Below are 24,584 nucleotides of genomic sequence, written 5' to 3' on the forward strand. Positions count from 1 at the left end.
GGGTTCCATGGCACTACGATTCCTCCTTTGCCCGATCGGCCTGGCATTTGCCATGGCCTCCCCTGCCGCGGCACTTGCCGACCAGCAGTGCCTGGCCAATGGCAAGTCCTACCAGGTCGGCCAGGTCACCTGCCTGACGGTTTCAGACAAGAGCCATCTGGCCCGCTGCGACCTGGTGCTCAACAACACCTCATGGACCAAGATCGGCGACAGCTGCCCCGACAGCACGATGAAGCCGCATCTGCACGTCACGCCGATCTCGGTGCCGGTACACAGAGCGGCGCCGGCGGAACTCACCGAGAACTGATGGATGTGAGCTAATCTCCCCCTTGAGGGGGAGATGGCCGGCAGGCCAGAGGGGGCGCGAAGAAAGGCGACCTTTCGGTCAAACAAGCTCACCCTCTCAGTCCAACCCGGGCAAACTTTAGTCAACTGAAATGCCAGCGGGACAGCGCCCCCCTCTGCCCTGCCGGGCATCTCCCCCACAAGGGGGGAGATTGGCAATTTCACTGGTCGTCACCACCCTTGGTGAGAAGATCGTCGGCAAGCGAAATCGCCGTGCGGCGGTCGGCTTCGCCGGCGGCGGCAAATGCCTCTTCCTGCATGCCGCGGATCCACGGCTGGTCGCTCGGCGAGGCGCGTTCGAGCGCGGCGGTCATCATGGCCAGACCGCGCACGATCTTGCCGCTCTGGAACAGAAGATTGCCAAGCGTCGCCTGGGCGCCGGCATGGCCTTTTTCGGCGGCGAGTTGGAACCAGCGGCCGGCCTGCTTGACGCTGGCCTTGACGCCGCCCTCGCCCTTCAAAAACATCTGGCCCATCTCGAACTGGGCGTTCGGGTTGCGGTAATTGGCGGCCGCGCGCATGTAATATTCCTGCGCCGCGACCTCGTTTTCCTCGACCGGGCTGCCGGGGATACCTGTCCGGAGATAGTCGCCCAGCGCCACCAGCGCGTCGGAGACATAACTTTCCTCCGGCGATCCAGGTTCGACATCCTGATCGACGATCTCGGAGAAGAATTTGAAGGCCGCATAGTCGTCGCGCGTCACGCCGTCGCCTTCGGCGTACATGCGCGCGAGCTTCCAGGTGGCGCCGATCTGGCCGTTCTCGGCGGCGTATTTATAGGCCTCGACCGCTTGTTCCTTGTGGCCGCTCTTGTAAGCGGAGAAGCCGAACTGGAACACGGCCCATGGGCTCGATTGCGGCTTCACGCCGGTCTTGTCGTCGAACACCTTGTCGTCGAAGGCCATGGCCTGGCCCACGGCGCCAAAGATCGCAACAGCGACCAGTGCCGGAAGGACAGACGACCTCAACAACTCAGATATCCGCATAGCAATGTGTTTCTTTGGCACCGCCCGGATGGGTGACCGCGCCGTCGCGGGCGGGCCCTACCGTCTGTGCGTATTTCCAGATCGCGCCCGACTGATAGTCGGTCGTGCGCGCCTTCCAGGCCTTCGCCCGCGTTGCCAGTTCGGCCTCGGACAGGTCGACCGCGATCCTGCCTTTGGTTGCATCGATCGAGATCACATCGCCGTCTTTCAAGAGCCCGATCGGGCCGCCAACGGCAGCTTCGGGCCCGACATGGCCGATGCAGAAACCGCGGGTCGCGCCCGAAAAACGACCGTCGGTGATGAGGGCGACCTTGCCGCCCATGCCCTGGCCGTAGAGCGCCGCCGTCGTCGACAGCATCTCGCGCATGCCCGGGCCGCCGCGCGGACCTTCGTAACGGATGACGAGAACCTCGCCTTCCCGGTAGTTGCGGTGCGTGACCGCCTCGAAACATTCCTCTTCCGAATCGAAACACCGTGCCGGACCTGAGAATTTCAGCTCCGTCATGCCCGCGACCTTCACGATCGCGCCTTCGGGGGCAAGGTTGCCCTTCAAGCCCACGACACCGCCGGTTTGGGTGATTGGTCGGTTGGCGGGACGGACCACATCCTGGCTATCATTCCAGGCAACATGCTCCATGTTTTCGGCCAAAGTACGGCCAGTCACGGTCATGCAGTCGCCATGGAGATAGCCGTGGTCGAGCAGCGTCTTCATCAACAGCGGAATGCCGCCGGCCTCGAACATGTCCTTGGCGACATATTTGCCGCCCGGCTTGAGGTCGGCGATGTAGGGCGTCTTCTCGAAAATCGCGGCAACGTCGAACAGGTCGAACTTGATGCCTGCCTCATGCGCGATCGCCGGCAGGTGCAAAGCCGCATTGGTCGAGCCGCCGGTGGCCGAAACCACGGTCGCCGCATTCTCCAGCGCCTTCAGCGTGACGACGTCGCGCGGCCGGATGTTCTTGGCGATCAGCTCCATGATCTTTTCGCCGGAGGCGAAATTGAAGCGGTCGCGCATCTCGTAAGGCGCCGGCGCGCCGCAGGAGTACGGCAGCGCCAGGCCGATCGCCTCGGCGACGGTGGCCATGGTGTTGGCTGTGAACTGGGCCCCGCAGGAGCCGGCGGACGGACACGCCGCCTGCTCGATCTCGAGCAGTTCGGCATCACTGACCGTGCCGACCGAATGCTGGCCGACTGCTTCGAACACGTCCTGCACAGTGATCTGGCGGCCGCGATAGGAGCCCGGCAGGATCGAGCCGCCATAGATGAAGATCGACGGCACGTTGAGCCGCACCATGGCCATCATCATGCCGGGCAGCGACTTGTCGCAGCCGGCAAGGCCGACCAGCGCATCGTAGCAATGGCCGCGCATGGTGAGTTCGACCGAGTCGGCGATGACATCGCGCGATACCAGCGACGACTTCATGCCCTGGTGGCCCATGGCGATGCCGTCGGTGACGGTGATGGTGCAGAATTCGCGCGGCGTGCCGTTGGCGGCCGCGACGCCTTTCTTGACCACTTGCGCCTGGCGCATCAGCGAGATGTTGCAAGGCGCCGCTTCGTTCCAGCAGGAGGCAACGCCGACCAGCGGCTGCGCGATCTCGGCCGCCGACAACCCCATGGCATAGAGATACGAACGGTGCGGCGCACGCGCCGGACCGACGGTCACATGGCGGCTAGGCAGCTTGGCCTTGGAGATGACTTTGGCGTCCATTCTCTTCCTTGCCGCGGGCGGTGCGGCCTGCCCCATCGCCGAGCCTTCTGGCGCGTGTCCCGAGACAAATTCGAGGTGCGCCGGGTTTATGGCGGGAAATGGGCAATTTGGTCGAGCGGGACCGTAGCGCGGGGGTTGGTCGGGAACTGTTGCCAAAACGTCACAATTACGAGAGGTGAAAGTGATGCGACAGATTTGCAGCGCTAACTTTCACCCACAAAACAAAAGGCCGGGCAACGCTCAGCCTTTTATTATAATTTTCAGAGCCTTAGAACTTGATCTTGACGCCGCCCGAAATGGCCGTGACCAAGTCGTTTCCGAAATTGTAGCTGACATCGGTGCCGGCCTGGTAGCCGTTCTCGTCTGTCAAAGTTCCTGAGTGACCGCTGGTCAGCACACCGATCGCGCCGGCCAACCGCACTTCGATGTTGGCGGTTGGCGTGTAAGCGACGCCGCCACCGAGTGTCCACGTGTCGCTCTGGGAGCCAACGCCGTGCGAGGTACCACGATCCCACGAAATCTGAGCTGCGCCGCTCCACTGCTCGTTGAACTTGTGGCCAATGCCTGTGGTAACCGTCCAACCGTCACGGTACATCAGATCTAGCGACGTCAATCGCACCGGAGTCGGAGAGCCGAGCCCCGGAGAGATCGACGTACAAGCTGCCAGCCCCTTAGAAGCTTGCGAGCAGATAGGAATGCTCTGCAACACGCTCCAGTTGACCCATTTGACGGACCCGAAGGCAAGCCAGCCGGGTGCGATACCGGATTGGAGCTTGAATTCCAACGAATCTGGCATGGAGGCATTGCCATATATGTCTATCGGCTCGACCCCTATGCCGACCTTCGTCAAATCAAGCGTGCCAGAGAGATTGTCGAGCTTTACTTGCGAATTATAAACAAGGCTTGCGCGCAGCGCTATCTCAGGAATTTCGTAAGCAAGGCCGGCACGCCAGCCCCAGCCAGTGCCTTTGAGGTCAACGCGACCCGTGCCGCCGAAATTGGGCACCAGTGGCGACACAAGGCTTTCCTTGAAACCGTAGACTTCCTGGTAGAACACACCGCCGATGAAGCGAAGCTGCCCCTTGCCGGCATCCATCTTGTAGGAGCAGGTGCCGGCGTAGTTATTACTCTTGATGTCGGTTTCCATGTTGGACTGCGCGCCGGCCCAAAGGCCGGGAGCCGTATGCGCACCCCAAGGCTGTGAATAGTCGACCATACAGTCGACACCCTTGACCACCTCGGCCCTGACGCCGATGCGTGGCACCCAGTAGCTCTCGCTGTCTTTCGCCGTGCTGCCCAATGCCGACACGTTGCCATCTGAATTATCTGTGTCCACCGCATTCTTGAGCTTGCGCTCCGGCATGACATACGTCGCTTCGGCTTCGGTGGCGAAGGGCGCCGGATCGAAAAGAAGGTCGACGTCGTAGCCACCGCGCTCGATGCCGCCGGCATGCACGGAACCAATCAAACCCAGCGAAAAACACCCCGCCCCCAGCAGTGTTTTCAAACGCAAATTGCTCATGGATGTCCTCCCCGAAATACTAGTGCGTCAAGCTAGAACCAATTCGGGTTAACGGCGCAACAATGAATTCGAATAGCGTACATGTACACTCTTGCGGACCGCATTTCGAACACAGTGGCGGCCTGGCCGGTAGGTTCGAAAATGACCATTTGGGCGGCAGACCGGGGAACAAATCAGGTAAAACCGCTCAAAACAGCACCCAAAACCAGCTATTTTGCCGGCATTCTGCCCCATTGTTACATTATGGCAACAATGAGGTCGAAACTTTCCGTTTACGTCAATATTAACGTTACGGAACGCCTATTTTTCGAGCAAAAAGAACCTTCGCGAAGCGCTGCAAGCGTCTCGCGAATCCGGCCGTCAACCGGCGTCGCGCACCCTGGTCAGCGCCACCGAAAGCTTCTCCTGCTGATCGCGGTATTCGTCGAGTTTTTCGCGCTCGGCTGCGACGATCTCTTCCGGCGCGCTGGCGACGAACCGTTCGTTCGACAGCTTCTTGTGCAGCCGCGCAATTTCCTCGGTCACCTTGGCCAGTTCCTTCTGCAGCCGCGCCGCCTCGGCGGAGAGATCGATCAGGCTGCCGAGCGGCAGGCAGATCGTCGCCTCGTTAAGCACGATCTGGGCCGAGCCCTTGGGCGCGGCGTCCTGCAGCGAGATGTCGCCGACCCGCGCCAGCCGCTTGATGGCGGACGCATGGCGTTCCAGCCTCTGGTGAGTCTCGGCGCTGGCGCCGACCACCACCAACGGCGCGATCGCCGCCGGCGGCACGTTCATTTCCGAACGCACGGAGCGGATGCCGGAGACCAGATCGACCAGCCAGTTGATGTCGGCGGCCGCATCGGCGTCCTCGAAGTCGGGTGACGGCCAGGCAGCGTGGCACAGCAGCGTTGCGCGCGTCCTGCCCTCGCCTGCCGTCTGCGCCCACAACTCCTCGGTCATGAACGGCATCATCGGATGAAGCAGCTTGTAGATCTCGTCGAGCACGAAGGCGACGCAGGCACGGCTTTCGGCCTTGGCAGCCTCGTCCGTGCCCATAAACACCGGCTTCAGCAGTTCCAGATACCAGTCGCAGAACAGGTTCCAGACGAAGCGGTAGGCGGCGCCCGCTGCTTCGTTGAAGCGGTAGCCGGTGATGCCCTCGGTGATCGCGCGCGACGCCCTGGTCAGCTCGGTCAGGATCCAGCGATTGACCGGCAGCTTGGCGTCGTTGAGCCAGAAATCGTCATTGCGCGCGACCTCGTTCATCTCGGCAAAGCGTGTCGCGTTCCACAGCTTGGTGCCGAAATTGCGGTAACCGGCGATGCGCGCCGGATCGAGCTTTACGTCGCGCCCCTGCGCCGCCATCACCGTCAGCGTGAAGCGCAGTGCATCGGCGCCAAACTCGTCGATGAGGTCGAGCGGATCGATGACGTTGCCTTTCGACTTCGACATCTTCTGCCCGTTCTTGTCGCGCACCAGCGCATGCACATAGACGGTGTGGAACGGCTCCTCGTGCATGAAATGCAGGCCCATCATCATCATCCGGGCGACCCAGAAGAAGATGATGTCGAAACCGGTCACCAGCACGTCCGTCTGGTAATAGGTCTTCAGCTCCGGCGTGTGATCCGGCCAGCCCAGTGTCGAGAACGGCCACAGTGCGGACGAGAACCAGGTGTCGAGCACATCCTCGTCGCGGCTCAGGATTTCGCCCGGCTTGAAGGTCTCGAGCTTGTCCTCGACCCAGGCCTTCCACGGGCCTTCCAGCGCCAGATAATATTCAATCGCGGCGCCCAGCGCCTCTTCCTCGGTCTTCTCGACGAAGACCCGGCCGTCCGGCCCGTACCAGGCCGGGATCTGATGACCCCACCACAGCTGGCGTGAAATACACCAGGGCTGAATGTTCTCCATCCAGTCGAAATAGGTCTTTTCCCAGTTCTTCGGCACGAAGTTGGTACGGCCTTCACGCACCGATGCGATCGCCGGCTTGGCGAGCTCGGCGGCGTTTGCATACCACTGCTCGGTCAGAAACGGCTCGATCGGCACGCCGCCGCGATCGCCATGCGGCACGGCGTGGCGATGCGGCTCGATCTTGTCGAGGAAGCCGCCGGTCTCCATCAGCTCGACGATTTTCTTGCGCGCGACGAAACGGTCGAGACCGTCGAGCTCGTCCCAGACGGCCTGACGCTCCGGCGTCACGTCGAGCCCGGCGAGAAAATCCTCATTATCCCTGAGCGTTATTGCCGCCTCGATGGTCAGGATGTTGATCGCCGGCAGCTTGTGGCGCTTGCCGACCTCGAAATCGTTGAAGTCGTGCGCCGGCGTGATCTTGACCGCGCCGGAACCCTTTTCCGGGTCGGAATACTCGTCAGCCACAACCGGAATTTTCCGGCCGACGATCGGCAACACGACATTCTTGCCGACCAGATGCCGGTAGCGCTCGTCGTCCGGGTGCACGGCGACTGCCGTATCGCCCAGCATCGTCTCGGGCCGTGTCGTCGCCACGGTGATGAATGTCCCAGGATTTTCCGGATCGAAAATCTCGCCCTCGATCGGATAGCGGAAGTGCCAGAGATTGCCATTGACCTCCTGCGGCTCGACCTCCAGGTCGGAGATCGCCGTCAACAGCTTCGGGTCCCAGTTCACAAGGCGCTTGTCCTTGTAGATCAGCCCTTCCTTGTAGAGGCTGACAAAAACTTCGAGCACGGCCTTGGACAGGCCTTCATCCATGGTGAAGCGTTCGCGCGACCAGTCCGCCGAGGCGCCGAGCCGCTTCAGCTGGTTGAAAATGGCGCCGCCGGACTCGGCCTTCCACTCCCAGACCTTGTCGATGAACTGTTCGCGGGTGAGATCGCGGCGATGTATCTGCTTTTCCATCAGCTGGCGTTCGACCACCATCTGCGTGGCGATGCCGGCATGATCCATGCCGGGCTGCCACAGCACGTTTTTGCCGCGCATGCGCTCGAAGCGCACGAGTATGTCCTGCAGCGTGTTGTTGAGTGCATGGCCCATATGCAGCGAGCCGGTGACGTTGGGCGGCGGGATGACGATGGCGAAGGCCTCCGCCCCCTCCTCGGCGCCGGCGCCGGCGCGAAATGCGTCCGCCTCTTCCCAGATTTTGGCGATCCTGGGCTCGACGGTCTTGGCGTCGTAGGTCTTCTCAAGCATAGGAAAATGGTCCGCGCGGTCGGGAGTTTTGCTGACCCGGTGTAAATCGGAAGGTTTTGGCCAAGTCAACCGCGAGGGCTGCCTCAGTCCTTCAACGCAAATAGGCGGGGCCTTGGTCATTTCAACGGGAAGGCCATGCCTGCACCTTCATCGTCAGCGATCCCGACGGGAAGCTGATCGCATTCGCGACATCAGCCGGACGCTGGCCTGCAGCGAGAAAGCGCAGCCCGAAGGCGGCGCTTTAATCCGGAACGGGCTGTGGTGATGCCTATTGCGCGCCGCGCGCGACGCGCTCGATTTCTTCGCGTACCAGGCGCTCGACCAGCGTCGGCAGGTTGTTGTCCAGCCAGTCCTGCAACATCGGCCGCAGCATCTCCTCGGCCATCTCGTCGAAGGTCTTCTTGCTGCGGCTGGCGAAGGCGTCGGAGAGTTCGCCGAAGGCCGCTGCGACCTGCCGTCCCGTATGTTCCGAAACGATCGCCGGCCGAACCGGAGTTGCGTCGGCCGGGCGCGCGTGCTCGCTGCGCGAAGGATGAGCCTCGAAAGCCGGCTCGGCAGCGAGATCGTCTTCGAAAGCCTCGACCTCCGCGATTGCTGCCTGCCGATTTTCAGTCTCTGGCTGCCTGATCTCCGGCTGCCGTACTGTCTCAGCCGGTTTTGTCTGATTGCCAACCGCCGCGATTTCGCGGCGCCAATCCGTGACGATCGAGTCGGTGGTTTCCGCCTTTGCCCGCACTGCAGCTTCTGCCCTGACGGCGGGAGCAGGCTCGCTGGCTATCCTGGCGCTCACTTCCGCCAGGGTCATCGGAGCATGCGCGGGTGGCGCGGCGGTCGTGGCATTTGCCGCAATGGCAGGCTTCACTGGCGACGGCTCGGAGCGCGGCTCCAGCCGCGCAACCACCGGCTCGGCCAGTTGGGCCTGCACCTCAGCCAGCGTCACCGGCTTCTTGCTTTCGGTCGAGCTGTGCAATTCGCTGCGGAAGGCCTCGACATCCGAAATAGGCCCGGCGGCCACAAGATCCTGGCGCAACTCATCGGCGTCGCCCGGCAGCTTGCGGCCGGTGTCGCTGTCTTCGATGATCCTCCTGATGGAAGCCAGTATTTCTTCCATGGAAGGTTCGCGCTGTGCGCTGCTTGCCGTCGCCATCGTCACATCCGCCGCCCCCGCGCATGATCTCGAAAATCGATCTTCGATTTTCGAAGAGGATCAGGCGCAAAATCAAAGTTTCTACAGCGTCCTTTGCGCATCATCGGACGCGTGGCGCTGTAGTGACCCGTTCCTGGCTTCCTGTCCGGCAAAGCCGGATACGAATCATGGCGACAGCGTAGCCGACGGATCGCCATCCGAGAATCCCCAATCTCGGGAGACGCCGGATTTCAACAATTTAGGCTAAAAAAGACAAACGCCGCGCATCCATGGGAAGCGCGGCGTGAAATGCTTTCAACCCTGGCGGGATTTGAGCCGCTCGGGTGGGCTCAACGACCGTCCGGCGTACGCAGCCCGATCCACTTGTCCTTGACGGCTCTGTAGTGCTCTTCAGGCTTGTACTTCACCACATTCAACGCCAGGCGATCGGCCGACAGGCGGCCCATGGCCGACAGGATGGCGTAGCTCGCTACAACCACATCGCGCTCGGAGCTGGCGAGGTCGATCTTTGCCGAGATGACGGCGTTCTGGGCGTTCAACACGTCGAGCGTGGTGCGCTGTCCGACATTGCGCTCCTCGATGACGCCGTTGAGCGCCAATTGTGCGGCCGCGATCACCTGCCGGTTGGCGTCGACGCTTTCCCGCGCTGCGATGTATTGCGTCCATGCCGAGGTCACGGCCTGGCGCACCGAGTCACGGCTGACATCCACCTCGATGCGAGCTTGGCTGAGCGATTCCTTCGACTGACGAACGAGTGCGGAGGTGCGGCCGCCCGAATAGATCGGAACGGTCAGCGTCGCGCCGACGGTGGCCGCATTGGAGTCGCCGTCCGAATTCCCCGCGCCAGGTACGGTATTTTGATAGGCATGGGAAAGGCCGGCACTGGCAGTCAACTGCGGCAGCAACGCACCTTCCTGCGTCTTTACATCAAATCCCGCTGCATCGACGGAATGTAGGGCGGCCAGGATGGCCGGATGCTCGTTCGATGCAATACCGATCGCCGCCTCGAGACTCCTCGGCAACAGCTTCGCCAACGGCGACGCGGCCTTGAGCTTGCCCGGTTCGTCACCGACGATCTGATGATAGGTTGCCGCACTGGCCAGAGCCTGCGCACGGGCGGCACTCAACTGCGCCACCGCGGCCGAACGCGACGCGTCGGCCTGCGCCACATCGGTGCGCGTGCCCTCGCCGACCTCGAAGCGCGAGCGTGCCGCGCGTGCTTGCTCGGTCAGGAACTGAAGGTTCTGTTCGGTTAGCACCGCCACCTGGCGGTCGCGAATCACGTCCATATAGGCGCTCGCCGCGTTGAACAGCGTGTTCTCTTCGGTGTTGCGCAGGCCCTCGACCGAGGCCCTCACCTGTGCAGCGGCCGACGCGACTCTGTTCTTGGTCTGGAAGCCGTCGAACAGCGTCTGGTCAATCCGAACGCCGAAGCTGCCGGTGGTCAATGCCAGGCTCGCGTTCCTGCCGTTTAGGTGCCTGGAGGTGTAATCGATATCGGCCGAACCAGTGATCACCGGGCGATAGCCCGACTTGGCGATCGCCACGCCCTCATCGGTGACGCGCACGCCGGCACGGGCCGAATTCAGCGAGGAATTGTTCTGGTAGGCCTTGGAAAGCGCGCCGAGAATGGTTTCCGCCGAGGCGGCTATCGGCGAAAGCGCTGTCGCGGAAATGAGGACGGTAACAAACAGACTCTTGGCTAAGGACGGCACTTTATATCCCTCATTCGTTTTGCACGGGAACTACGCCACGCCAGCCCATCCCTAGGGATCGGCCAGCGCCGCGTCGATGTATCGTTCCCCCGCTGACAGCCTCCCGAACCCCGGTTAACCAATCAGCAACGATTGTTCAATCGCAAGCCAACATGACAGAGTCTTTGCTGCAAGGCAAAATCACTTAGAACTCGAAGGCATGAATGCGTTCAAATCCGGGTAGTGGCTTAATTGCCGCATTAAATGCCCGTCTTCCGGTTACAACCCCCCCTGCATTGAAAAAGAGCCGGGCTACGCCCGCATTGCCCTGCCCTTCCACAGCCACCAGCCGGCCGCCTTCGGCTAGCTGGTCAAGCAGCGCCGCAGGCACTTTCTCGACGCTGCCGCCGATGAGAATCACATTGTAGGGCGCCTTGGCGGCATGACCTTGCGGCAGTGGGCCGGTGACCACGGTGACGTTATCGCAGCCCTGCGCCGAAAGCGCCGCTTTGGCTGCTTCCGCCAGTGTGGTATCGCTTTCCAGCGCCACGACGGATTTGGCCAGCCTGGACAGCAGCGCCGCGGAATAACCGGTGCCGCAGCCGACATCGAGCACCGAATCGCCGGCGTCGATCTCGGCCAACTGCAAAAGCTTGGCCAGTGGCGACGGCTCCATGAGGTAGCGCGCACCGCTGCCATCGGCGCCGTCGGAGATGCGGATATCCTCGTCGATATAGGCGAGAGCCTGTTGGTCGGCCCCGACAAAGGCCTCGCGCGGCACGGCAAGCATGGCATCGAGCAATGCTGCGTCGGTCACATCGGTGGTGCGGACCTGGCCGTCGACCATCTTGACGCGAAGTTCGGAGAAATCAGCGCTCATGTCCTAACCAATCCGTCAAAAGCCAATGCGCTGAAATGCGCTTGTCGCGCCGACACTGCGGCGCATTCGACCTGAACTCAAGCCCCCGGCATGCGGGAGGTGAAGCGACTGGAGGCCTCGCCCGGAATCGAACCGGGGTGCAAGGATTTGCAGTCCTCTGCGTAACCACTCCGCCACGAGGCCTCATCGCTCCCGGCGAGCGAACTCAATATGGTGGCAGCGAAAGGTCGTCAAGCGTCCGCGCGGCATTCCGGCGCGCTTTCCTCATCAGCCTCCGCAACGTGGTTCCCGAGCGGTTTCAGCGCTTGGCGCACCGGCATATTGGCCGCTCGTCAAGCGTGCTGCGCGACCGGCGAAACTCGAACCCGCAGCTTTACGCAGCGGGAGCAAACCGGCTTCGCCGCATAATCGCACGCGGCTGGCACCGGCGGCTGCCGTTCTCGAGGGATCTTCGAGGGGGAAATCTGCGAGGGGCTGGAAAGCGAAGCGGCCGCTGAACCGGAACCCCGCACCATCGCTTTCAATTTGGCCGGCGACGCCGTTCCCACCAGACGACGAACCGGCGCCGCAGTCGGCGCACCGCGGCAAATTCGTAGGAAAGCACCAAAAGGCCGAGCGGAATCATCCAGAAGCCGAGAATCGGCAGGAAACCGAGAAGGCCGAAAAACACCAGCACGATACCGATGGCGATCCTCAGCCCGCGCGAGCGCGGCATGGTGAACTCGCGCCCGAACACCGAGATTTTCCGCGCCGGTGCCTGGTTTTCGTCTGCTGCAGTCATGTCGAAAGTCGATCCGGTTGCCTTCGATAAAGCCATATGCGCTAAAGGCTGCAATCGCCTTTCAGGTTCCGCCGACCAAGGTCCGACGGCGCCCAAGACGGCTCATATGTGGTGTCATCCGGCGATTGCCAGAAACCATTGGGTGAAAATGCGCTAAAAAATGCGAAATGCTTCTTTGCAAAGCCGAAAAGGGTTTGCTATAGGCTGCGCCACTCACATGAGAGCCTCTATTCCCCGGTAGCTCAGTGGTAGAGCAACCGGCTGTTAACCGGTTGGTCGCTGGTTCGAATCCGGCCCGGGGAGCCAATCTTCTCAAAGACTTAGTGATATTCGAGGCTCGGCAGATTTGCCGATTAAAGCGTCAGGGCAACGCCTGGGGCAACAACTCAATGCCTGTCCGCCGGGCAGAGGCCAATGACCGGTCATGTCTCAGAAGAATTCGGGCTCATTTATGCCGTTGCGGTCTGAGGCAATGCTGGCCGAGATCGGGAGAATTCTGGCGCTTTGGTCCTATGTTGAACAAAAGTTCGATTTGTTGGTCATGAGCGAGGGCGTGTTCAAAGGCGTGAGCTCGGGCAAGGTCGACGACCGGGTGTCCACAGCGATGAGGACCCGCATAGAAGACAAGGTGCGGGACGTTCGTGCCGCCTTGTCGCGGGGAAATCAAAGCGCGGGCTAACCGTCAGCATGGTCGAACGCACCTTTCAAATGATGAGCGATCTCAAAGAAACGCGCGACATGCTGGCGCATGGAGTTTTGAATTTTTCCCTGTCAGCAAACGGGCCAGTGGCGGACCGGATGCAAGTGCTGCACATGAGATTTAAGACACCCAAAAACATTCTAAATCCCGTCGAGAAAGAAATCGGCCTGGAGGCGCTTCGCAAAACCTCTGCCGAATTAGAGATACTTTTTTGGGCGTTTTTCGATCTCCACATGGGAACGAAGCCATTTGAAAAAGGCTCAGCATCATACGACGCAAGTCGGTCGCCACCCTCTACTCGCCCCAAGTAAAAGCCCGCCACCGTGCCAGCGGGCCCATATAAGCAGGGTGCTTAATTTCAGGCGCTTTCGCGCGCGCGTCCGCCACCTTCACCGCCGCCCCATATGAAGCCGGGCCAGTCACAGTCTACCGCGTCTTGCTCAAGCTCGTTACCGTCGTGCGGCTCGTCGTTGATGTCGCCGCCGTGCTCGTTCTCCTCCTCGCGCTCGCCGTCCTGGGCGTGCAATTCCAATTGGCTGCCATATCCCATCCGAGGCTTTCCTCGAGATCAGGATCCGGGCTCATGGCGTCGAGCAGGTCGATCAGTCGCTCTATCGTGGTTGCTATCCCCAGGCGGTCGTTTTCCGCCACGGTGAGGAAGATTGCCCCGTCTTCACGGCGCATTTCAGGTTGATGGATGGTCATGATGTAGGCTCTCTGGTTTCGGCTTCTCACGGCCGGTTGCCAGTGGACAGCACTGGCGCCGGGAGGGTGAGAACATGGCCAGAGACCATGCGCGAACGGCCTTTCCCTTTCGGGTCTTGTATAGCCGCCGCTCTCCCGGCATAGTGCTGCCGTTCGCTCCGACGGCTAAGTCGGCTCGTTCTACCCGTTGGCAATATCGATCCTTGGAGGGATCGCCCCGCCAACGCTCTGGGTGCAGATGGCCCGGCAGGGCCATTCGCGGGAGTTCTCACGCTCCGCCGGTGATGATGCGCCGACACCTTTAAAAACTCAAGCACACCCTTGCGGGGGCGAAGCTTGCGCGCGATGCTTCAGCCATGAAAGCGATGCTTTGTTTGTTGGTGATGGGTGCGACGATCTGCACCGCGGGCGCCGAAACTACTAAGCGGGAGGCGTTCGAAGCCTGCCTTGGCGCCGGGATCGACCGGTTCAAAGGCCTCTGCGAGCCGGCCGACCTACTGGCCAGGGCAATCCTCTTCGAGTGCAACCCGCAACTCACCGACCTCCTGATATCGATGCCGCTGGGGCCTAGCAATGATAGAGTCGCTTTGGCAGAGAAGCACCGGCGGGACAAAACCGAAGAGGTCTTAACCCTCTTGCTAGAGCACCGGCTACAACATCCCTGTCGGTAGCAACAGTCCGCGAAAAGGGGAATTATCCCATGGTCGATGATGTATATCTGCAAGCCTACCGAGACGGCGGCTTGAATGCCGTCAACGATCTTCTCAAGGAGCATTTCCCGACCGACCGCGATCGGGTGATGGTCATGGAGGGTCTTCAGGACACCGGCTATTGGGCGATCACCTGGCATGAGAAGAAACACCCGAACGGCGGAATGTACCGCGATTTCGGACGTGTGAAGGCGTACCTCGGCGACGGGGACGAATAGGATTATCCGGCCGCTTCATGCCCTTTGGCGCCGGCTCCTATCGGCCGATATGCCTTCGCAATTGCCTTAAAGGGGCAGTCCAACGCCAACTCTTCGAGCGCTTGAGCGCCTCCATCTCCATCTTCATAGCGTCCCTTTCAATCGCGAGAGCCTGTACTTCTACCGCAAGCGCCTCGGCTCGGCCGTCATCTGGGGCAGCGGGGGGAGGAGGTGGTGTGGGCGGCGAGTCGGGTGTAGCCAGGTTTTCGAGACGGTCGAGCGCAAGTCGGTTCACGGCGTCGGCTGCGGCTTCCCGAATGAGCGCGGTCCAGCCATCGGGATCGACACACATGATGTCCCAGAAGACCTTTTGTTCCAGGTGTCCTGTCGGAATGGCGACCCGTAGCGGCGCCGGAAACCAGATCGACGTCTCACACGCTTTGATGAAGCCCGTCAGCCTCGCGAATCCGGAGTCTCTGAGGTTTTTCCACTTAGCGGAGAAATGCAGGCACGTAGGAAGGCGAAGGTAGCGCACGGCGGCGAAGCCCTTTGTGAGCACGATCCGACGCCAGATCTCCCAGTCTCCCGCCCCGTTCACATCTTCTGGCCACACCGTCCGCTCTGCAAGAGCGCTGGCGCGATATACGACGCCTGAGGCCGCTATCGTGTTCCCTCTCGCCATGAATTGGCGCCGCTCTTCGGGAAAAAACAGGTTGGTAAGATCAGGACCGCAAATGCCGTCGGTCGAGACCCAGAGGACCTGGCCGTAGACAAGTGCCACCGACGGATCGACGAACTGGCCGCGCATGAGTGCAAGATGATCCGGCATCATCAGGTCATCGTCGGCGGCGAAGGCTATCAATTCCCCGCGTGACGATCGAAGCGCCAGATTTCGATTGGCATAGCCAAAGTGAGGCGCCTTGGGGAAATCAAACCAACGAATGCGCGGGTCGGAAAAGCTTTTCACGACCGCTTCGGTCTCCGGTGCTGCACCGTCGCCAACGACCAGAAGCTCGAACGATTGCTCCGTCTGCGCCAGCACCGACTGGATCGCATAGGCAAGAGAGTCGGGACGATTATGGGTCGGCATCAGAACGCTGAAGAGCGGCGGAGCGTCGTCTACCATCCCTTGAGGCCGCCAAAGTCGACCGGGATCAAATCGGTATCCAGCGGCAGCCGGTATTTGTCGGGATTGGCGTGGTCATATTGCATTGTAGGAAAATTGATTGCTCTAACGTCCCTCGCGCCGATGTTGTGGTCCGCGTGCCAGACGAATCTGGGGATGTTCATCAGGCGTGGTCGGGCTGAAGACAGAACAATCCGAAATACCTGTCCGCAGGTGCTCGACTCGGGCCTTGGGTCATACAGGACGACCTCCATCTCGCCATCGACAACGAAGTATCGATCCTCGTGAAGCTTATGCAGCGCCCAACCCTTCACCGTTCTCGGTCGTATGGTAAACATGTAGCAAAAAACAAGCGGATCGGGATGCCAATTCCAGCGAGGGTCGTAGACCTCGGTGACGCTTCCCCTGTCGTCGAGGTGAGCGGTCATGTCGTGAAACGTCACGCCGTCGGGGACCTTGCCGATCGGCTCGCCGGATCGAACCGTCTCCTGATCCTTCTGGGCCCCTGCCAATGTCTTATCGAGAATGCTCTGCGTCATAGGACTCATCCAATCTAACTAGCTTTGGCAGCGCTCCTCATGCCCTTCTTTTAACTGTCTTTCAACGGCAGCGTGGAAGGCCACGCAATCAAAGAGGACGGCACTGTAGCCAATTTCTCCGATTGGAGAGTGGAGCGGAACTGCCGTTTGACTTTCGGTTCGACGACATCACCCGGCTGCGCCAACCGCTACCGGCGTCTTGCTATACCGCAAGCGCAAGGCCCTTGCGCTTGCGGTAGCCGTCATAAACACGCTGGGTCACGCCCTTCATGGTCGGGCCGTCGGCAGGATGGTTGGAGTAGCCGCGTTCGTGCACCAGCACGAGGTCAAGGCTTTGCTTCTCGCTAGAAACAGCCATGCGAGTTCCTTTCCGCCAACTGGCGGGCTGGACGAAGCGCGCGCGAGCAAATATCAGACGGCCGGGCGGGGTATTACTTTGCGGAGGAAAGAGAAATATCGACAAAACCAGCATGTCGATAATTGAAATCGGGCCGTTCTTCAGCCCGATCGCTCCGAGGGCGGACGGCTGGGATACGACAATAGTGGACTTCCAGGACGGCGATGCTTTGCGCGAGATGGCCCGTGGTCACACGGCCGAAGTCATCCGCAACAAGGTTGACGAGATTGAAAATGTCGACATCGTCTGGACCGGCCAGCCCTTGGACGAAGCCGCCCTGGCCGTCCGGTCGGATGGTTTTGATTGCCTCATCGCCAGCCACGTGATCGAGCATACGCCGGACCTTATTCGCTTCCTGCAGCAATGCTCCCGCCTGTTGAAGCCGGACGGCATCATTTCGCTGGCCGTTCCCGATATGCGAAAATGCTTCGACCTGCTCAAGTCTCCCACCAGCCTGCGCGAAATTCTCACCGCCTACCGGGAAGGCCGCATCAGGCATTCACCGGAAGCGCTGTTTGAGGGGCGATGCTCGGCGGCGACACGCGGCGGAAAGTCGGCGTGGATCAAAGGCGATCACTCGCCGCTCGGCTACGCCCACAGCCTTGAAGCGGCATGGACGGAATATCAGGGCGACCTTAAAGGCGACATGTCCGACAGCAGGCCCTATGTCGACAACCACGCATGGTTCTTCACGCCGGCGATGTTCGAGCTGGCGATTTTCGAGTTGAACGCGCTCAAGCTTGTCAACTTTAAGATCGCCTTTCATCGAAGAGAATATCGGTTCGGAGTTCGTGGTGCAGCTGCGCCGCAGCGACACCCATGCGGCGCTTTCCAACGACGCCCTAAACGCCGTCCGCATCAAGCTCGCTCTGCGGCATCACGCGCAATTCGATGCCGAAGTCGGGCCGGATTATCGCGAAATCCAGCCGGTGAAGATCGAGCGGGAAATCGTCAAGGTGCCGGCCGCCAGAGACACCATCCCCACGCGGGAACTGCTTAGCCTGCTGGCAACACGCATCCGGCGCAGGGTCGGCCTGGACTAGTTGATCAGGCCGTGCGTCCGCAGAGCGTCTTCTAGCGTCTATTTCGGGTTCATCGGGAACCAGGCGTCGAGGTTTTCCCCGGCTGCCTTGCAAACCGGATGGCACGTTCCGGGTTCTCCCGGATCGCCTTCGAAATCGCGTCGACGCTTCGAATTTTGCCCTTCACTGGGGTCAGTGTGTCAGCACCGCCGAGCGCCTGGGCGAACATGTCGACAAGCTCCTGCCGGCGGCGCCACTCGCGCGTGCGGCGGTCCAGCATGCCTTGAGCAAGGCCGCCATACTTGCGGGCGATGTCAGGCGCTTGAGCGGGGTTGATGGCTAGCACTTTCGTTGCCTTTGCCTTGCCCCAGATGAATTATCGACGCAGACGATGCGGCAAGAATGGCTGGTTTGCAAGGGTTTCACGCGTGCGAACAACCGGTTTGAAGCCGGATGGGCGCTAGTGTGCGCTCTTTTCTGACGCTTAGCAGCGGGTGAGAAAAAGTCGCGTTCCGAGCAGGAGCATTGGGCGGTTTTCTCAGAACTCAGTTTCAATGCAAACAGGGGCAATGAGGAGCCTCGCGCGCGCGGCGTTTAGCGCTGACAGGAAGACGCGGGGCCTGAGGCCCCACACCCCCACTCGTTCCGCTTCGCGGACGGTTATGCTGCCGTTGGCGGCGGCGCTCCATGATTGGGCATGGAATGGTCGATAGTGCTGGCAACGGCTGCCGAGTATCGACGGATTTCCATATCGACTTGGCGGCAGGGAATACCGACAGCGCGAAGCTGGGCTCGCAGGCCTTTGACGTGCTCGCTCCAGAACTTGCGGCCGGCGATATAGTGGAGGGTGCAGAGTTCGTGGGCGGTGGCGCGGATAAGGACGGCGCGGCGATCGGCGGGGAATGCCACTATCTGGCCGGTCTTCCTTGCTGGCTGCTTGAAAAGGTCGAGTTGTGTCATGCGTCACCCGAGCAAGATGGCTGTATTAGCGGGACCACTGTGGTCTCGCCTGCGGAGGGGTGCGGGAAAGGTCCATGCGGGACCACTGTGGTCCAGGAGACCAGCGCCGGCATGCGGGACCACTGTGGTCCTCATGGCTCCTCACCTCTCGCTGTAAACTTTGGATTGAAGGGCGTCGGCAGCGCCAACCGAAGCGTCCGCACTTCGTTGATGCCACCACCCGGGATTTTGTGCCGCCACCGGCTCACGATGAACAGGCCGAGCCGCTCGTACAGGCCTATCTCGCGGGATGTCGTTTTGATTGAGCAGCCTCCTCCCATCTTGGCAAATTCGAAATTCGTGCCGCTGATGGTCCCGGCCTTCATGTTGAGGTGCTGTCGGACGAAGGCCAGCAACCGAAAGCTGATGTTCTCGGCGTGAACGATTTGCAGGGCGCAGTGGTGCCAGTCGGCGAAAGCCTCCTCGCATTCCTTGAACGTGGATCCCCACCTCATGTGGATGGCAGCGCTGCGCTGGATCTTCTTCCGCTAGCCGGTCCACCGCGGATTGCTGGCGTCGGCGCCGGGGATGAATGGGCTGGGCTGGACGGTCACGCATCCCCCCTCGGGGCCGGCAAGGCTGCAGTGATCAACTGCCGCTCGCGTGCCTGTATATCGCGGTCTTCATGGAACTGGTGAACGTCGAACAGGTCGATGATATGTGACCGCAAGATATGAGCGATGTTGTCGGGCGACAGCGCCTCGAGTTGGCATGTCTCACCCTCCCATCGCGCGGTGCGGCTGTCGGTCTTCTTGGGCGGCGGTAGGCAGCGAATAGCGAAACATTTGGTCAGCAGTCAGGGCGATGCGCTTGAGGTCGACTGTCACAGATTTGCCGCTCGGGTCATAGTCGCCCAGGTGCAGGATCACCGTCGGCTTTGCGATCTCGCATATTCGATCGGCCAGATCCTTCTTCGCGGTGAGACTGTCGAAGCCGCCTGAGGAATACGCTTGCACCGAGAATTCTCGGCTGACCTTGAAGAGCTGCGACAGCATGCCGCCGGCCTTGCACCAGACCTCGACGTGGAGGTTTTGATTGGCGAGCATGTTCCGATGGTAGTTTTCGCCGAGCACCGCACATGGCGCAGGAAATGGTTCTGGTCGTCAAAATGGTCCATGCGGTGCGTGACCACGCCATCGTCGCGGATCGCATTGAACGGGATCACCCGGCCGCGGCGCGCGTTGCCGATATGGTCGATCAGCTTCGAGTAAAACGACTCATCCTTCGGATAACCGTAGGCGCCGACCAGCCGATAAAAGACATGGCGGATCGTGAGCGGCCAGTGTTCCCGGTATTCGGTGAGAACCATGTCGACCGCATCGAGCAGCGCCAGCGTCTTGGTCTGCGGCTGGTAGTTGGCGATGTAGCCCTTCGGTCGGCCAGTTTTACGGCTAGGCGTAATTTCGCTCATGTGGCGCGGGCCCGCCGCAGGTTCGCTTCCCTGATCGCTTCGATCGCTTCAGCAGCGGTCAGGCCGAACGCCTGCTTCAGGTGGGGGATAATTGGCCGGCTGATGCGCTCCCGGCTGCCAGATCGCAGCCAGGCTGCAGCCTCATCGATAGCGGCGCTATGTTCGTGATCAGTGGTCATTAGGCCACCGCGTCTCGCTGGTCGACGCGGGCCTTCACCCAAGCATCTAACTCAGCCTCGACAAAGGCGCGCCGACGGGGCGAAAGGAACACCGGCTTAGGAAACCGGTGCTCCTTGATCATGCGGTCGATGTAATTTCGAGAGTACACGATCCCCTTGGAGGGGAGTTCACTGAAGGCGATAAGAGTTTGCATTGGAGTGCCTTACGTTGCTTACGAAGGCCTCCTAAGATATGCATTTTCTTCCGGACGGATACACCTAAATGTAGTGTTTCTTGGCGTTTAAATTGACGCGTCGTATTAGGCCTGGCCGACGGTGGCAAACGTCAGTGCTGACTCTCTTTGATCTTTTTCCGATATGCGATCACCTGCTTCTCGATAGTCTCTCGCTCCATCGGAGTGCCAAGGACCATCGACACGCCAGCCTCTATGAATTCATAGCGGGGCTGCCGGTGCTGGCCGATATTCTGATGTCCGATTGGGGAATTTTCATCGCTTGGCACCATAGCCGCACAAAACCCTGTACCGTCGCAATCCTCTCACGATGTTCGTTGGTCACCCGTCGGCCCTCAAGATAGCTGCGGTGCACACTGTCAAAAAGCTCGGCAAGATGTGCATGGACGCGCTTGGCGACGTCGATATCAGCTTGGGAAAACTCCGGCGGCATCAGAGCCGAAGCCAGTTCCTCGTCTGAATTGAGATGCCGAACGGGCATCTCGTCCCAAACTCCCTGATTGGTCACGACCTCAGGGTTGAGCCGGGGGGAGGTCATCCCGTCCGCCCACACGTCGAGGAGCCTGTCCGTCGTGATAATCGCTTCGCGATATTCAGCGAATCGGGAAGTGCGCTCGGCCACAAGTTTGGGGTCGAGACGTTCCGCCAATTCCTCGTAGCGGAAAACAATGTCCTGCAGACGCACCAGCAACCAGTCATCGTCGGGAGGGATGAAACCGCTTGAGGCAAGCAGTTCTGACAGCTTGTCGACCTGGCGCTGCGAAATGGTCGTGCCGGAAATCACACCCTTGATCGTCATTTGCCCACCTTCATAGCAACGACATTGCTGGCCGTCTCGCGGCCCGTCAGCGCCAGAAGGGCGCCCTCCCAACGCGTCAGGGCGTCTCGCTTCACCTTGAGGCGGTCAGACTGGTTGTACGTCCTGACGAGCGCCGTAGGCACATGCCCGATGACAGCCTCGGCAACCTCGTCCATCACGTCGAGCTCGGACAGCCGGGTGCGAACCGTCCGGCGGATGTCATGATTGACCCACGCCGGCAGCTTGGCCTCTTGATCGTCTTTCCGAAGCGCTGCGAGCATGGCGGCGTCAATCCGAAGCTTGACCTTATGGCCGATCGTCACCGGTCCCGCGCCGTCGAGAGAACAAAGCTTCTTCGGTGAGAGGCACAACGTGATCGCGGCCGGACTTGAAGCGCGCCGCCGGCACAGTCAGCGTCTTGCGGTCCACGTCGACTTCGGACCAAGACGCCTGGGCGATATCGTTGAGGCGCTGGCCGGTCAGCAGCAGCAGCCGATAGACGGCGCTGTAGACGTCGCCAGCGGCCGTGGCAGTCCAGAGCGCCCCAATCTCAGCATCGGTCAGGACGCGGTCCCTTGATCCCTTCTCGCCGATGGTGGTGCGCACCTTCTTTGCCCGGAAGGGTGAGGCGGTGATCAGGTCGTCATCGACACACCAGCCGAAGAACGTCCCGATCTTCTGGGCGATGTTGAGCGCCTGCCGCTGCGCGCCGCGCGCATAGATCGGTTCGACCACTTCCATGATGTCGGCATTGGTGAGGGTGGCGACGTCCCTGCCCTTCCACTTCGGCAGGCATTCCCGGTTGAGGTCGCGCTCGTCCTCGTCGGCCTTGCGGATGCCATCGCGGCGCCGGGCTTTGATGAACCGTTCAAGGATGGTTTCGAAAGACCGGTCACGGCTCTCTGTCGCTGCCCTCGCCGCCGCCTGCCGCTCCTCGTCAGCCTGGACCTTCGGGTCAATGCCGCGATCAATGAGCGCTGCCCACTGCCTCGCCTTGGTGCGTGCCGCTTCAAGCGACATGACGTCGTACTCTCCCAGCGCGCGGCGGCTGGCTGAGTTGCAACACCGAAACGGGCGATGTAGACAAAGCTGACTTGTCCGGCCTTAAGCTTTGAACCGTTGGACGGCTCCTTGTCGGTTACGCGGACGCCCATGCTCGGGACTTGGGCATCCATGATCACGTATCGCTTGCCAGGAGCAGCCGGCTTCAAAGCCTTCAGGCGGTTGTCGGTCAGGTTCTCGCGGGGCATTAGGGCTCTCCGGGGCAACGTCGGGGCAACAGGATGCAACTGCTGCCTATGTTGCCCTGTGTGCTCTAATGTGCAACAGGAAAGCTGAAACCGTTATGAAACAAGGGGTTTTTCAGGAGTGGAACAACCGGTATATGGCGCTGGTGGGCTATCCCGAGAGCGGCTGTTAACCGGTTGGTCTCTGGTTCGAATCCGGCCCCGGGAGCCACCGCCTTTTCTAAGCCGTGGTGCGATCTTGTACACTACAGCGCCATTGTCCGTGCACGTCGGTCCGCTTCGGTTCTGCCAGAACGGCTGGTAAACAGCTACGAAGCCGATCGAAGGCAGTTTTGTGGGCATCGCGCCCCTGCCCTCGCTCGAGGCAGCCTGATAACGCCCGATATCATCTATGAAAATACCAAATCGGGAGGACGTTGGTGCAAACCAAGAAGATCATCAATGACGGCAACCGCGCCGTCGACGAGATGCTGGAAGGCATCCTGGCAGCGCATCCCCGCCACCTTAAAGCCGTTGACGGCAGCCCGCGCTCGATCATCGCCCGCGATGGACCGCGCCAAGGCAAGGTAGGCCTCGTCATTGGTGGCGGCTCGGGCCACGAGCCGAGTTTTCTCGGCTTCGTCGGCAAGGGGCTGGCCGACGCGGCGGCCATCGGCAATGTCTTCGCCTCTCCGCCGCCCGACCCGATCCTCGAATGCGCCAAGGCGGCGAGCGGCGGCGCCGGTGTGCTGTTCATGTACGGCAACTATGCCGGCGACGTCATGAATTTCGACATGGCGGCCGAAATGGCAGCAATGGACGACATCGAGGTGCGCACGGTGCTGAGCACGGACGACGTCGCTTCCGCGCCCGTTGGCGACAGGCACAAGCGGCGCGGTGTCGCCGGCAACTTCTTCATCTTCAAGGCGGCAGGCGCTGCCTGCGACCGGATGTTGTCTTTCGATGAATGCGAACGCATTGCCGGGAAGGCCAACGACCACACATTCACCATGGGCGTCGCATTGGCGCCCTGTTCGTTGCCACAAACCCGCCGGCCGAATTTCGAAATCGGACCCGACGAGATGGAGATCGGCATGGGCATCCATGGTGAACCCGGCATCGCACGCGGAAAACTCAAAACGGCCGACGAGATCACTGACGAAATGCTGGACAGGATTCTGGCCGAGATGGCGCCGGCACGCGGCGAGAAGGTCGCCGTGCTGGTCAATTCGCTGGGTTCGACACCGCTGATGGAACTCTACATCATGAACCGGCGCGTGAAGCAGCGGCTTGACGATATCGGTGTATCCATTCACGCAAGCTGGGTCGGCAATTACTGCACCTCGCTCGAAATGGCCGGCGCTTCGATTACGCTGCACCACCTCGACGACGAGTTGCAAACGATGCTCGACCACCCTTGCGACTGCGCCATGTTTCGCGCCGGGTAAACTTGGCGAACGGCAAGGAACCAGAGATGACGACAATCGACACCACGCGCCTTGCCGCGATGTTCGCGGCCATCGCCGACGCTATGTCAGCCGACCGGGACCGGTTGTGCGCGCTCGACGGGGTGATCGGCGATGCCGACCACGGCATTGCGATGGAGCTTGGATTTTCCGCGGCACGCGATGCGGTGGCCGCATTGGATACCGGCACCACCGATCCGACCATCTTGCTGAACGCGGCGGCGAAGTCGTTCCTCAACGCCGTCGGCGCCTCCTCGGGCCCGCTCTATGCCACTGCGTTCATGCGCGGCGCGGCCGCCGTCAAGGGCAAGGCGACGCTCGACGACTCCGACGCGGTCGCTATGTTCCAAGCGATGGCCAGAGGCATTCAGGATCGCGGCAAGGCCGAGCCTGGTGAAAAGACGATGATCGATGCGTGGGCGCCGGCCGCGACGGCTGCGGGCGAGGCCCTGGCCGCCGGCAAGGGGCTGGCCGGCAGCCTCGCGGCTGCAGCCGAGGCGGCAAAGGCCGGCGCGGAGGCGACCAAGACGATGATCGCCACCAAGGGCCGGGCCTCCCGCCTCGGCGAACGCTCGCTTGGCCACATGGATCCAGGCGCGGCGTCCGCCGTAACCGTCATCGAGGCGATGCGGATCGCCTTGACCGGCTAGGTCGGGAGCGAATCC

Annotated in this window: 30 protein-coding genes and 2 tRNA genes; 11 read left to right on the forward strand and 21 right to left on the reverse strand. The window is 61.2% G+C overall.

Translation table 11 applies throughout. The features are described 5' to 3' along the window. The first annotated feature begins 7 nt into the window (after positions 1 to 7). Positions 8 to 307: a hypothetical protein gene (locus NLY37_RS11135; RefSeq protein ID WP_023741509.1), complete on the forward strand. Its 300-nt coding sequence runs from the start codon at positions 8 to 10 to the stop codon at positions 305 to 307. A 199-nt stretch (positions 308 to 506) separates the two neighbouring features. On the opposite strand, the gene NLY37_RS11140 is transcribed toward NLY37_RS11135, so the two are convergent. The 5 genes from NLY37_RS11140 to NLY37_RS11160 all read right to left on the reverse strand — a co-directional run bounded on the left by NLY37_RS11140 (position 507) and on the right by NLY37_RS11160 (position 8,855). Further along, positions 507 to 1,331 carry a tetratricopeptide repeat protein gene (locus NLY37_RS11140; RefSeq protein ID WP_023714413.1) on the reverse strand — a complete coding sequence of 275 codons (825 nt, stop codon included), beginning with the start codon at positions 1,329 to 1,331 and terminating at the stop codon, positions 507 to 509. Beyond that, positions 1,318 to 3,042, reverse strand: coding sequence for a dihydroxy-acid dehydratase (gene ilvD, locus NLY37_RS11145; RefSeq protein WP_023741510.1), 1,725 nt, complete (start codon positions 3,040 to 3,042; stop codon positions 1,318 to 1,320). The genes NLY37_RS11140 and ilvD overlap by 14 nt, the downstream gene beginning before the upstream one ends. A gap of 268 nt (positions 3,043 to 3,310) precedes the next feature. Beyond that, positions 3,311 to 4,564, reverse strand: a complete 1,254-nt coding sequence (locus NLY37_RS11150) for an OmpP1/FadL family transporter (RefSeq protein WP_023741511.1) — start codon at positions 4,562 to 4,564, stop codon at positions 3,311 to 3,313. Between the two features lie 360 nt (positions 4,565 to 4,924). Then, positions 4,925 to 7,708 (reverse strand): valine--tRNA ligase, encoded by a 2,784-nt coding sequence (locus NLY37_RS11155; RefSeq protein ID WP_023741512.1) that lies wholly within the window; start codon positions 7,706 to 7,708, stop codon positions 4,925 to 4,927. Positions 7,709 to 7,976: 268 nt separating this feature from the next. Then, positions 7,977 to 8,855 carry a PopZ family protein gene (locus tag NLY37_RS11160; RefSeq protein WP_023741513.1) on the reverse strand — a complete coding sequence of 293 codons (879 nt, stop codon included), beginning with the start codon at positions 8,853 to 8,855 and terminating at the stop codon, positions 7,977 to 7,979. Here NLY37_RS11160 and NLY37_RS11165 point away from each other — a divergent pair. After that, positions 8,797 to 9,102 (forward strand): hypothetical protein, encoded by a 306-nt coding sequence (locus NLY37_RS11165; protein ID WP_198024943.1) that lies wholly within the window; start codon positions 8,797 to 8,799, stop codon positions 9,100 to 9,102. The genes NLY37_RS11160 and NLY37_RS11165 overlap by 59 nt on opposite strands. A gap of 82 nt (positions 9,103 to 9,184) precedes the next feature. Here the strand turns inward: NLY37_RS11165 and NLY37_RS11170 are convergent, their stop codons facing one another. The 4 genes from NLY37_RS11170 to NLY37_RS11185 all read right to left on the reverse strand — a co-directional run bounded on the left by NLY37_RS11170 (position 9,185) and on the right by NLY37_RS11185 (position 12,210). Further along, positions 9,185 to 10,570 carry a TolC family outer membrane protein gene (locus NLY37_RS11170; RefSeq protein ID WP_023667706.1) on the reverse strand — a complete coding sequence of 462 codons (1,386 nt, stop codon included), beginning with the start codon at positions 10,568 to 10,570 and terminating at the stop codon, positions 9,185 to 9,187. Positions 10,571 to 10,754: 184 nt separating this feature from the next. Beyond that, the gene (locus NLY37_RS11175; protein WP_023714408.1) at positions 10,755 to 11,429 is read right to left on the reverse strand and encodes a protein-L-isoaspartate O-methyltransferase family protein; all 675 of its coding nucleotides are present in this window, start codon (positions 11,427 to 11,429) and stop codon (positions 10,755 to 10,757) included. A gap of 109 nt (positions 11,430 to 11,538) precedes the next feature. Then, a tRNA-Cys gene (locus NLY37_RS11180) sits at positions 11,539 to 11,612 on the reverse strand. A gap of 337 nt (positions 11,613 to 11,949) precedes the next feature. After that, entirely contained in the window at positions 11,950 to 12,210 is a 261-nt protein-coding gene (locus NLY37_RS11185) for a PGPGW domain-containing protein (protein WP_027050334.1), read from the reverse strand. Positions 12,211 to 12,441: 231 nt separating this feature from the next. Here NLY37_RS11185 and NLY37_RS11190 point away from each other — a divergent pair. From NLY37_RS11190 to NLY37_RS11200, 3 genes are all read left to right on the forward strand, one after another. Continuing rightward, positions 12,442 to 12,516, forward strand: a tRNA-Asn gene (locus NLY37_RS11190). Between the two features lie 118 nt (positions 12,517 to 12,634). Next, positions 12,635 to 12,889, forward strand: a complete 255-nt coding sequence (locus NLY37_RS11195) for a hypothetical protein (protein WP_023681666.1) — start codon at positions 12,635 to 12,637, stop codon at positions 12,887 to 12,889. An 8-nt stretch (positions 12,890 to 12,897) separates the two neighbouring features. Then, entirely contained in the window at positions 12,898 to 13,221 is a 324-nt protein-coding gene (locus NLY37_RS11200; RefSeq protein ID WP_023681667.1) for a hypothetical protein, read from the forward strand. Positions 13,222 to 13,268: 47 nt separating this feature from the next. On the opposite strand, the gene NLY37_RS11205 is transcribed toward NLY37_RS11200, so the two are convergent. Further along, complete coding sequence (locus NLY37_RS11205; protein ID WP_023681668.1) at positions 13,269 to 13,460, reverse strand: hypothetical protein; 192 nt, start codon at positions 13,458 to 13,460, stop codon at positions 13,269 to 13,271. A gap of 511 nt (positions 13,461 to 13,971) precedes the next feature. Between NLY37_RS11205 and NLY37_RS11210 the strand changes: the two genes are divergently transcribed. Beyond that, positions 13,972 to 14,286 carry a hypothetical protein gene (locus NLY37_RS11210; RefSeq protein WP_023681669.1) on the forward strand — a complete coding sequence of 105 codons (315 nt, stop codon included), beginning with the start codon at positions 13,972 to 13,974 and terminating at the stop codon, positions 14,284 to 14,286. 29 nt (positions 14,287 to 14,315) lie between these two features. Further along, complete coding sequence (locus NLY37_RS11215) at positions 14,316 to 14,543, forward strand: hypothetical protein (RefSeq protein ID WP_023681670.1); 228 nt, start codon at positions 14,316 to 14,318, stop codon at positions 14,541 to 14,543. A gap of 37 nt (positions 14,544 to 14,580) precedes the next feature. Here NLY37_RS11215 and NLY37_RS11220 read toward each other — a convergent pair whose 3' ends face one another. The 3 genes from NLY37_RS11220 to NLY37_RS11230 form a co-directional block, all read right to left on the reverse strand. Then, positions 14,581 to 15,648 (reverse strand): glycosyltransferase family 2 protein, encoded by a 1,068-nt coding sequence (locus NLY37_RS11220; protein ID WP_023681671.1) that lies wholly within the window; start codon positions 15,646 to 15,648, stop codon positions 14,581 to 14,583. After that, on the reverse strand, positions 15,642 to 16,187 hold the full coding sequence (locus NLY37_RS11225; RefSeq protein ID WP_023681672.1) for a cupin domain-containing protein: 546 nt from the start codon (positions 16,185 to 16,187) through the stop codon (positions 15,642 to 15,644). Before NLY37_RS11225 ends, NLY37_RS11220 begins: the two co-directional genes overlap by 7 nt. 202 nt (positions 16,188 to 16,389) lie before the next feature. Next, positions 16,390 to 16,545 carry a glycosyl hydrolase 108 family protein gene (locus NLY37_RS11230; RefSeq protein ID WP_023681673.1) on the reverse strand — a complete coding sequence of 52 codons (156 nt, stop codon included), beginning with the start codon at positions 16,543 to 16,545 and terminating at the stop codon, positions 16,390 to 16,392. Here NLY37_RS11230 and NLY37_RS11235 point away from each other — a divergent pair. Beyond that, positions 16,544 to 17,584 carry a class I SAM-dependent methyltransferase gene (locus NLY37_RS11235; RefSeq protein ID WP_084558939.1) on the forward strand — a complete coding sequence of 347 codons (1,041 nt, stop codon included), beginning with the start codon at positions 16,544 to 16,546 and terminating at the stop codon, positions 17,582 to 17,584. The two genes, NLY37_RS11230 and NLY37_RS11235, sit on opposite strands and share 2 nt — an antisense overlap. 92 nt (positions 17,585 to 17,676) lie before the next feature. Here the strand turns inward: NLY37_RS11235 and NLY37_RS11240 are convergent, their stop codons facing one another. From NLY37_RS11240 to NLY37_RS11255, 4 genes are all read right to left on the reverse strand, one after another. Then, on the reverse strand, positions 17,677 to 17,952 hold the full coding sequence (locus tag NLY37_RS11240; RefSeq protein ID WP_023681676.1) for a hypothetical protein: 276 nt from the start codon (positions 17,950 to 17,952) through the stop codon (positions 17,677 to 17,679). A gap of 314 nt (positions 17,953 to 18,266) precedes the next feature. Continuing rightward, positions 18,267 to 18,566: a DUF6074 family protein gene (locus tag NLY37_RS11245; protein ID WP_023681677.1), complete on the reverse strand. Its 300-nt coding sequence runs from the start codon at positions 18,564 to 18,566 to the stop codon at positions 18,267 to 18,269. Between the two features lie 131 nt (positions 18,567 to 18,697). Next, a complete protein-coding gene (locus tag NLY37_RS11250; protein ID WP_023681678.1) occupies positions 18,698 to 19,060 on the reverse strand; it encodes a hypothetical protein in 363 nt (120 codons plus the stop codon). A 261-nt stretch (positions 19,061 to 19,321) separates the two neighbouring features. Continuing rightward, a complete protein-coding gene (locus NLY37_RS11255; RefSeq protein ID WP_023714407.1) occupies positions 19,322 to 19,651 on the reverse strand; it encodes a hypothetical protein in 330 nt (109 codons plus the stop codon). Between the two features lie 32 nt (positions 19,652 to 19,683). On the opposite strand from NLY37_RS11255, the gene NLY37_RS11260 reads away from it, so the two are divergent. Further along, the gene (locus NLY37_RS11260; protein WP_023741515.1) at positions 19,684 to 20,184 is read left to right on the forward strand and encodes a hypothetical protein; all 501 of its coding nucleotides are present in this window, start codon (positions 19,684 to 19,686) and stop codon (positions 20,182 to 20,184) included. 10 nt (positions 20,185 to 20,194) lie between these two features. Here NLY37_RS11260 and NLY37_RS30775 read toward each other — a convergent pair whose 3' ends face one another. From NLY37_RS30775 to NLY37_RS11275, 4 genes are all read right to left on the reverse strand, one after another. Next, the gene (locus NLY37_RS30775) at positions 20,195 to 20,389 is read right to left on the reverse strand and encodes a helix-turn-helix transcriptional regulator (RefSeq protein ID WP_023681681.1); all 195 of its coding nucleotides are present in this window, start codon (positions 20,387 to 20,389) and stop codon (positions 20,195 to 20,197) included. 232 nt (positions 20,390 to 20,621) lie between these two features. Next, positions 20,622 to 21,227: a hypothetical protein gene (locus NLY37_RS11265; RefSeq protein ID WP_023714406.1), complete on the reverse strand. Its 606-nt coding sequence runs from the start codon at positions 21,225 to 21,227 to the stop codon at positions 20,622 to 20,624. Next, positions 21,224 to 21,550: a site-specific integrase gene (locus NLY37_RS11270; RefSeq protein WP_023681683.1), complete on the reverse strand. Its 327-nt coding sequence runs from the start codon at positions 21,548 to 21,550 to the stop codon at positions 21,224 to 21,226. The genes NLY37_RS11265 and NLY37_RS11270 overlap by 4 nt, the downstream gene beginning before the upstream one ends. Further along, on the reverse strand, positions 21,534 to 22,265 hold the full coding sequence (locus NLY37_RS11275; protein ID WP_280938688.1) for a tyrosine-type recombinase/integrase: 732 nt from the start codon (positions 22,263 to 22,265) through the stop codon (positions 21,534 to 21,536). The genes NLY37_RS11270 and NLY37_RS11275 overlap by 17 nt, the downstream gene beginning before the upstream one ends. A 628-nt stretch (positions 22,266 to 22,893) precedes the next feature. Here NLY37_RS11275 and NLY37_RS11280 point away from each other — a divergent pair. Both NLY37_RS11280 and dhaL read left to right on the forward strand, forming a co-directional pair. Beyond that, a complete protein-coding gene (locus tag NLY37_RS11280) occupies positions 22,894 to 23,901 on the forward strand; it encodes a dihydroxyacetone kinase subunit DhaK (RefSeq protein ID WP_023667709.1) in 1,008 nt (335 codons plus the stop codon). 26 nt (positions 23,902 to 23,927) lie between these two features. Continuing rightward, the gene (gene dhaL, locus NLY37_RS11285; protein ID WP_023681685.1) at positions 23,928 to 24,569 is read left to right on the forward strand and encodes a dihydroxyacetone kinase subunit DhaL; all 642 of its coding nucleotides are present in this window, start codon (positions 23,928 to 23,930) and stop codon (positions 24,567 to 24,569) included. Positions 24,570 to 24,584: the final 15 nt, after the last annotated feature.

Source organism: Mesorhizobium sp. C395A, assembly GCF_030323205.1.
Taxonomy (GTDB): Bacteria; Pseudomonadota; Alphaproteobacteria; order Rhizobiales; family Rhizobiaceae; genus Mesorhizobium.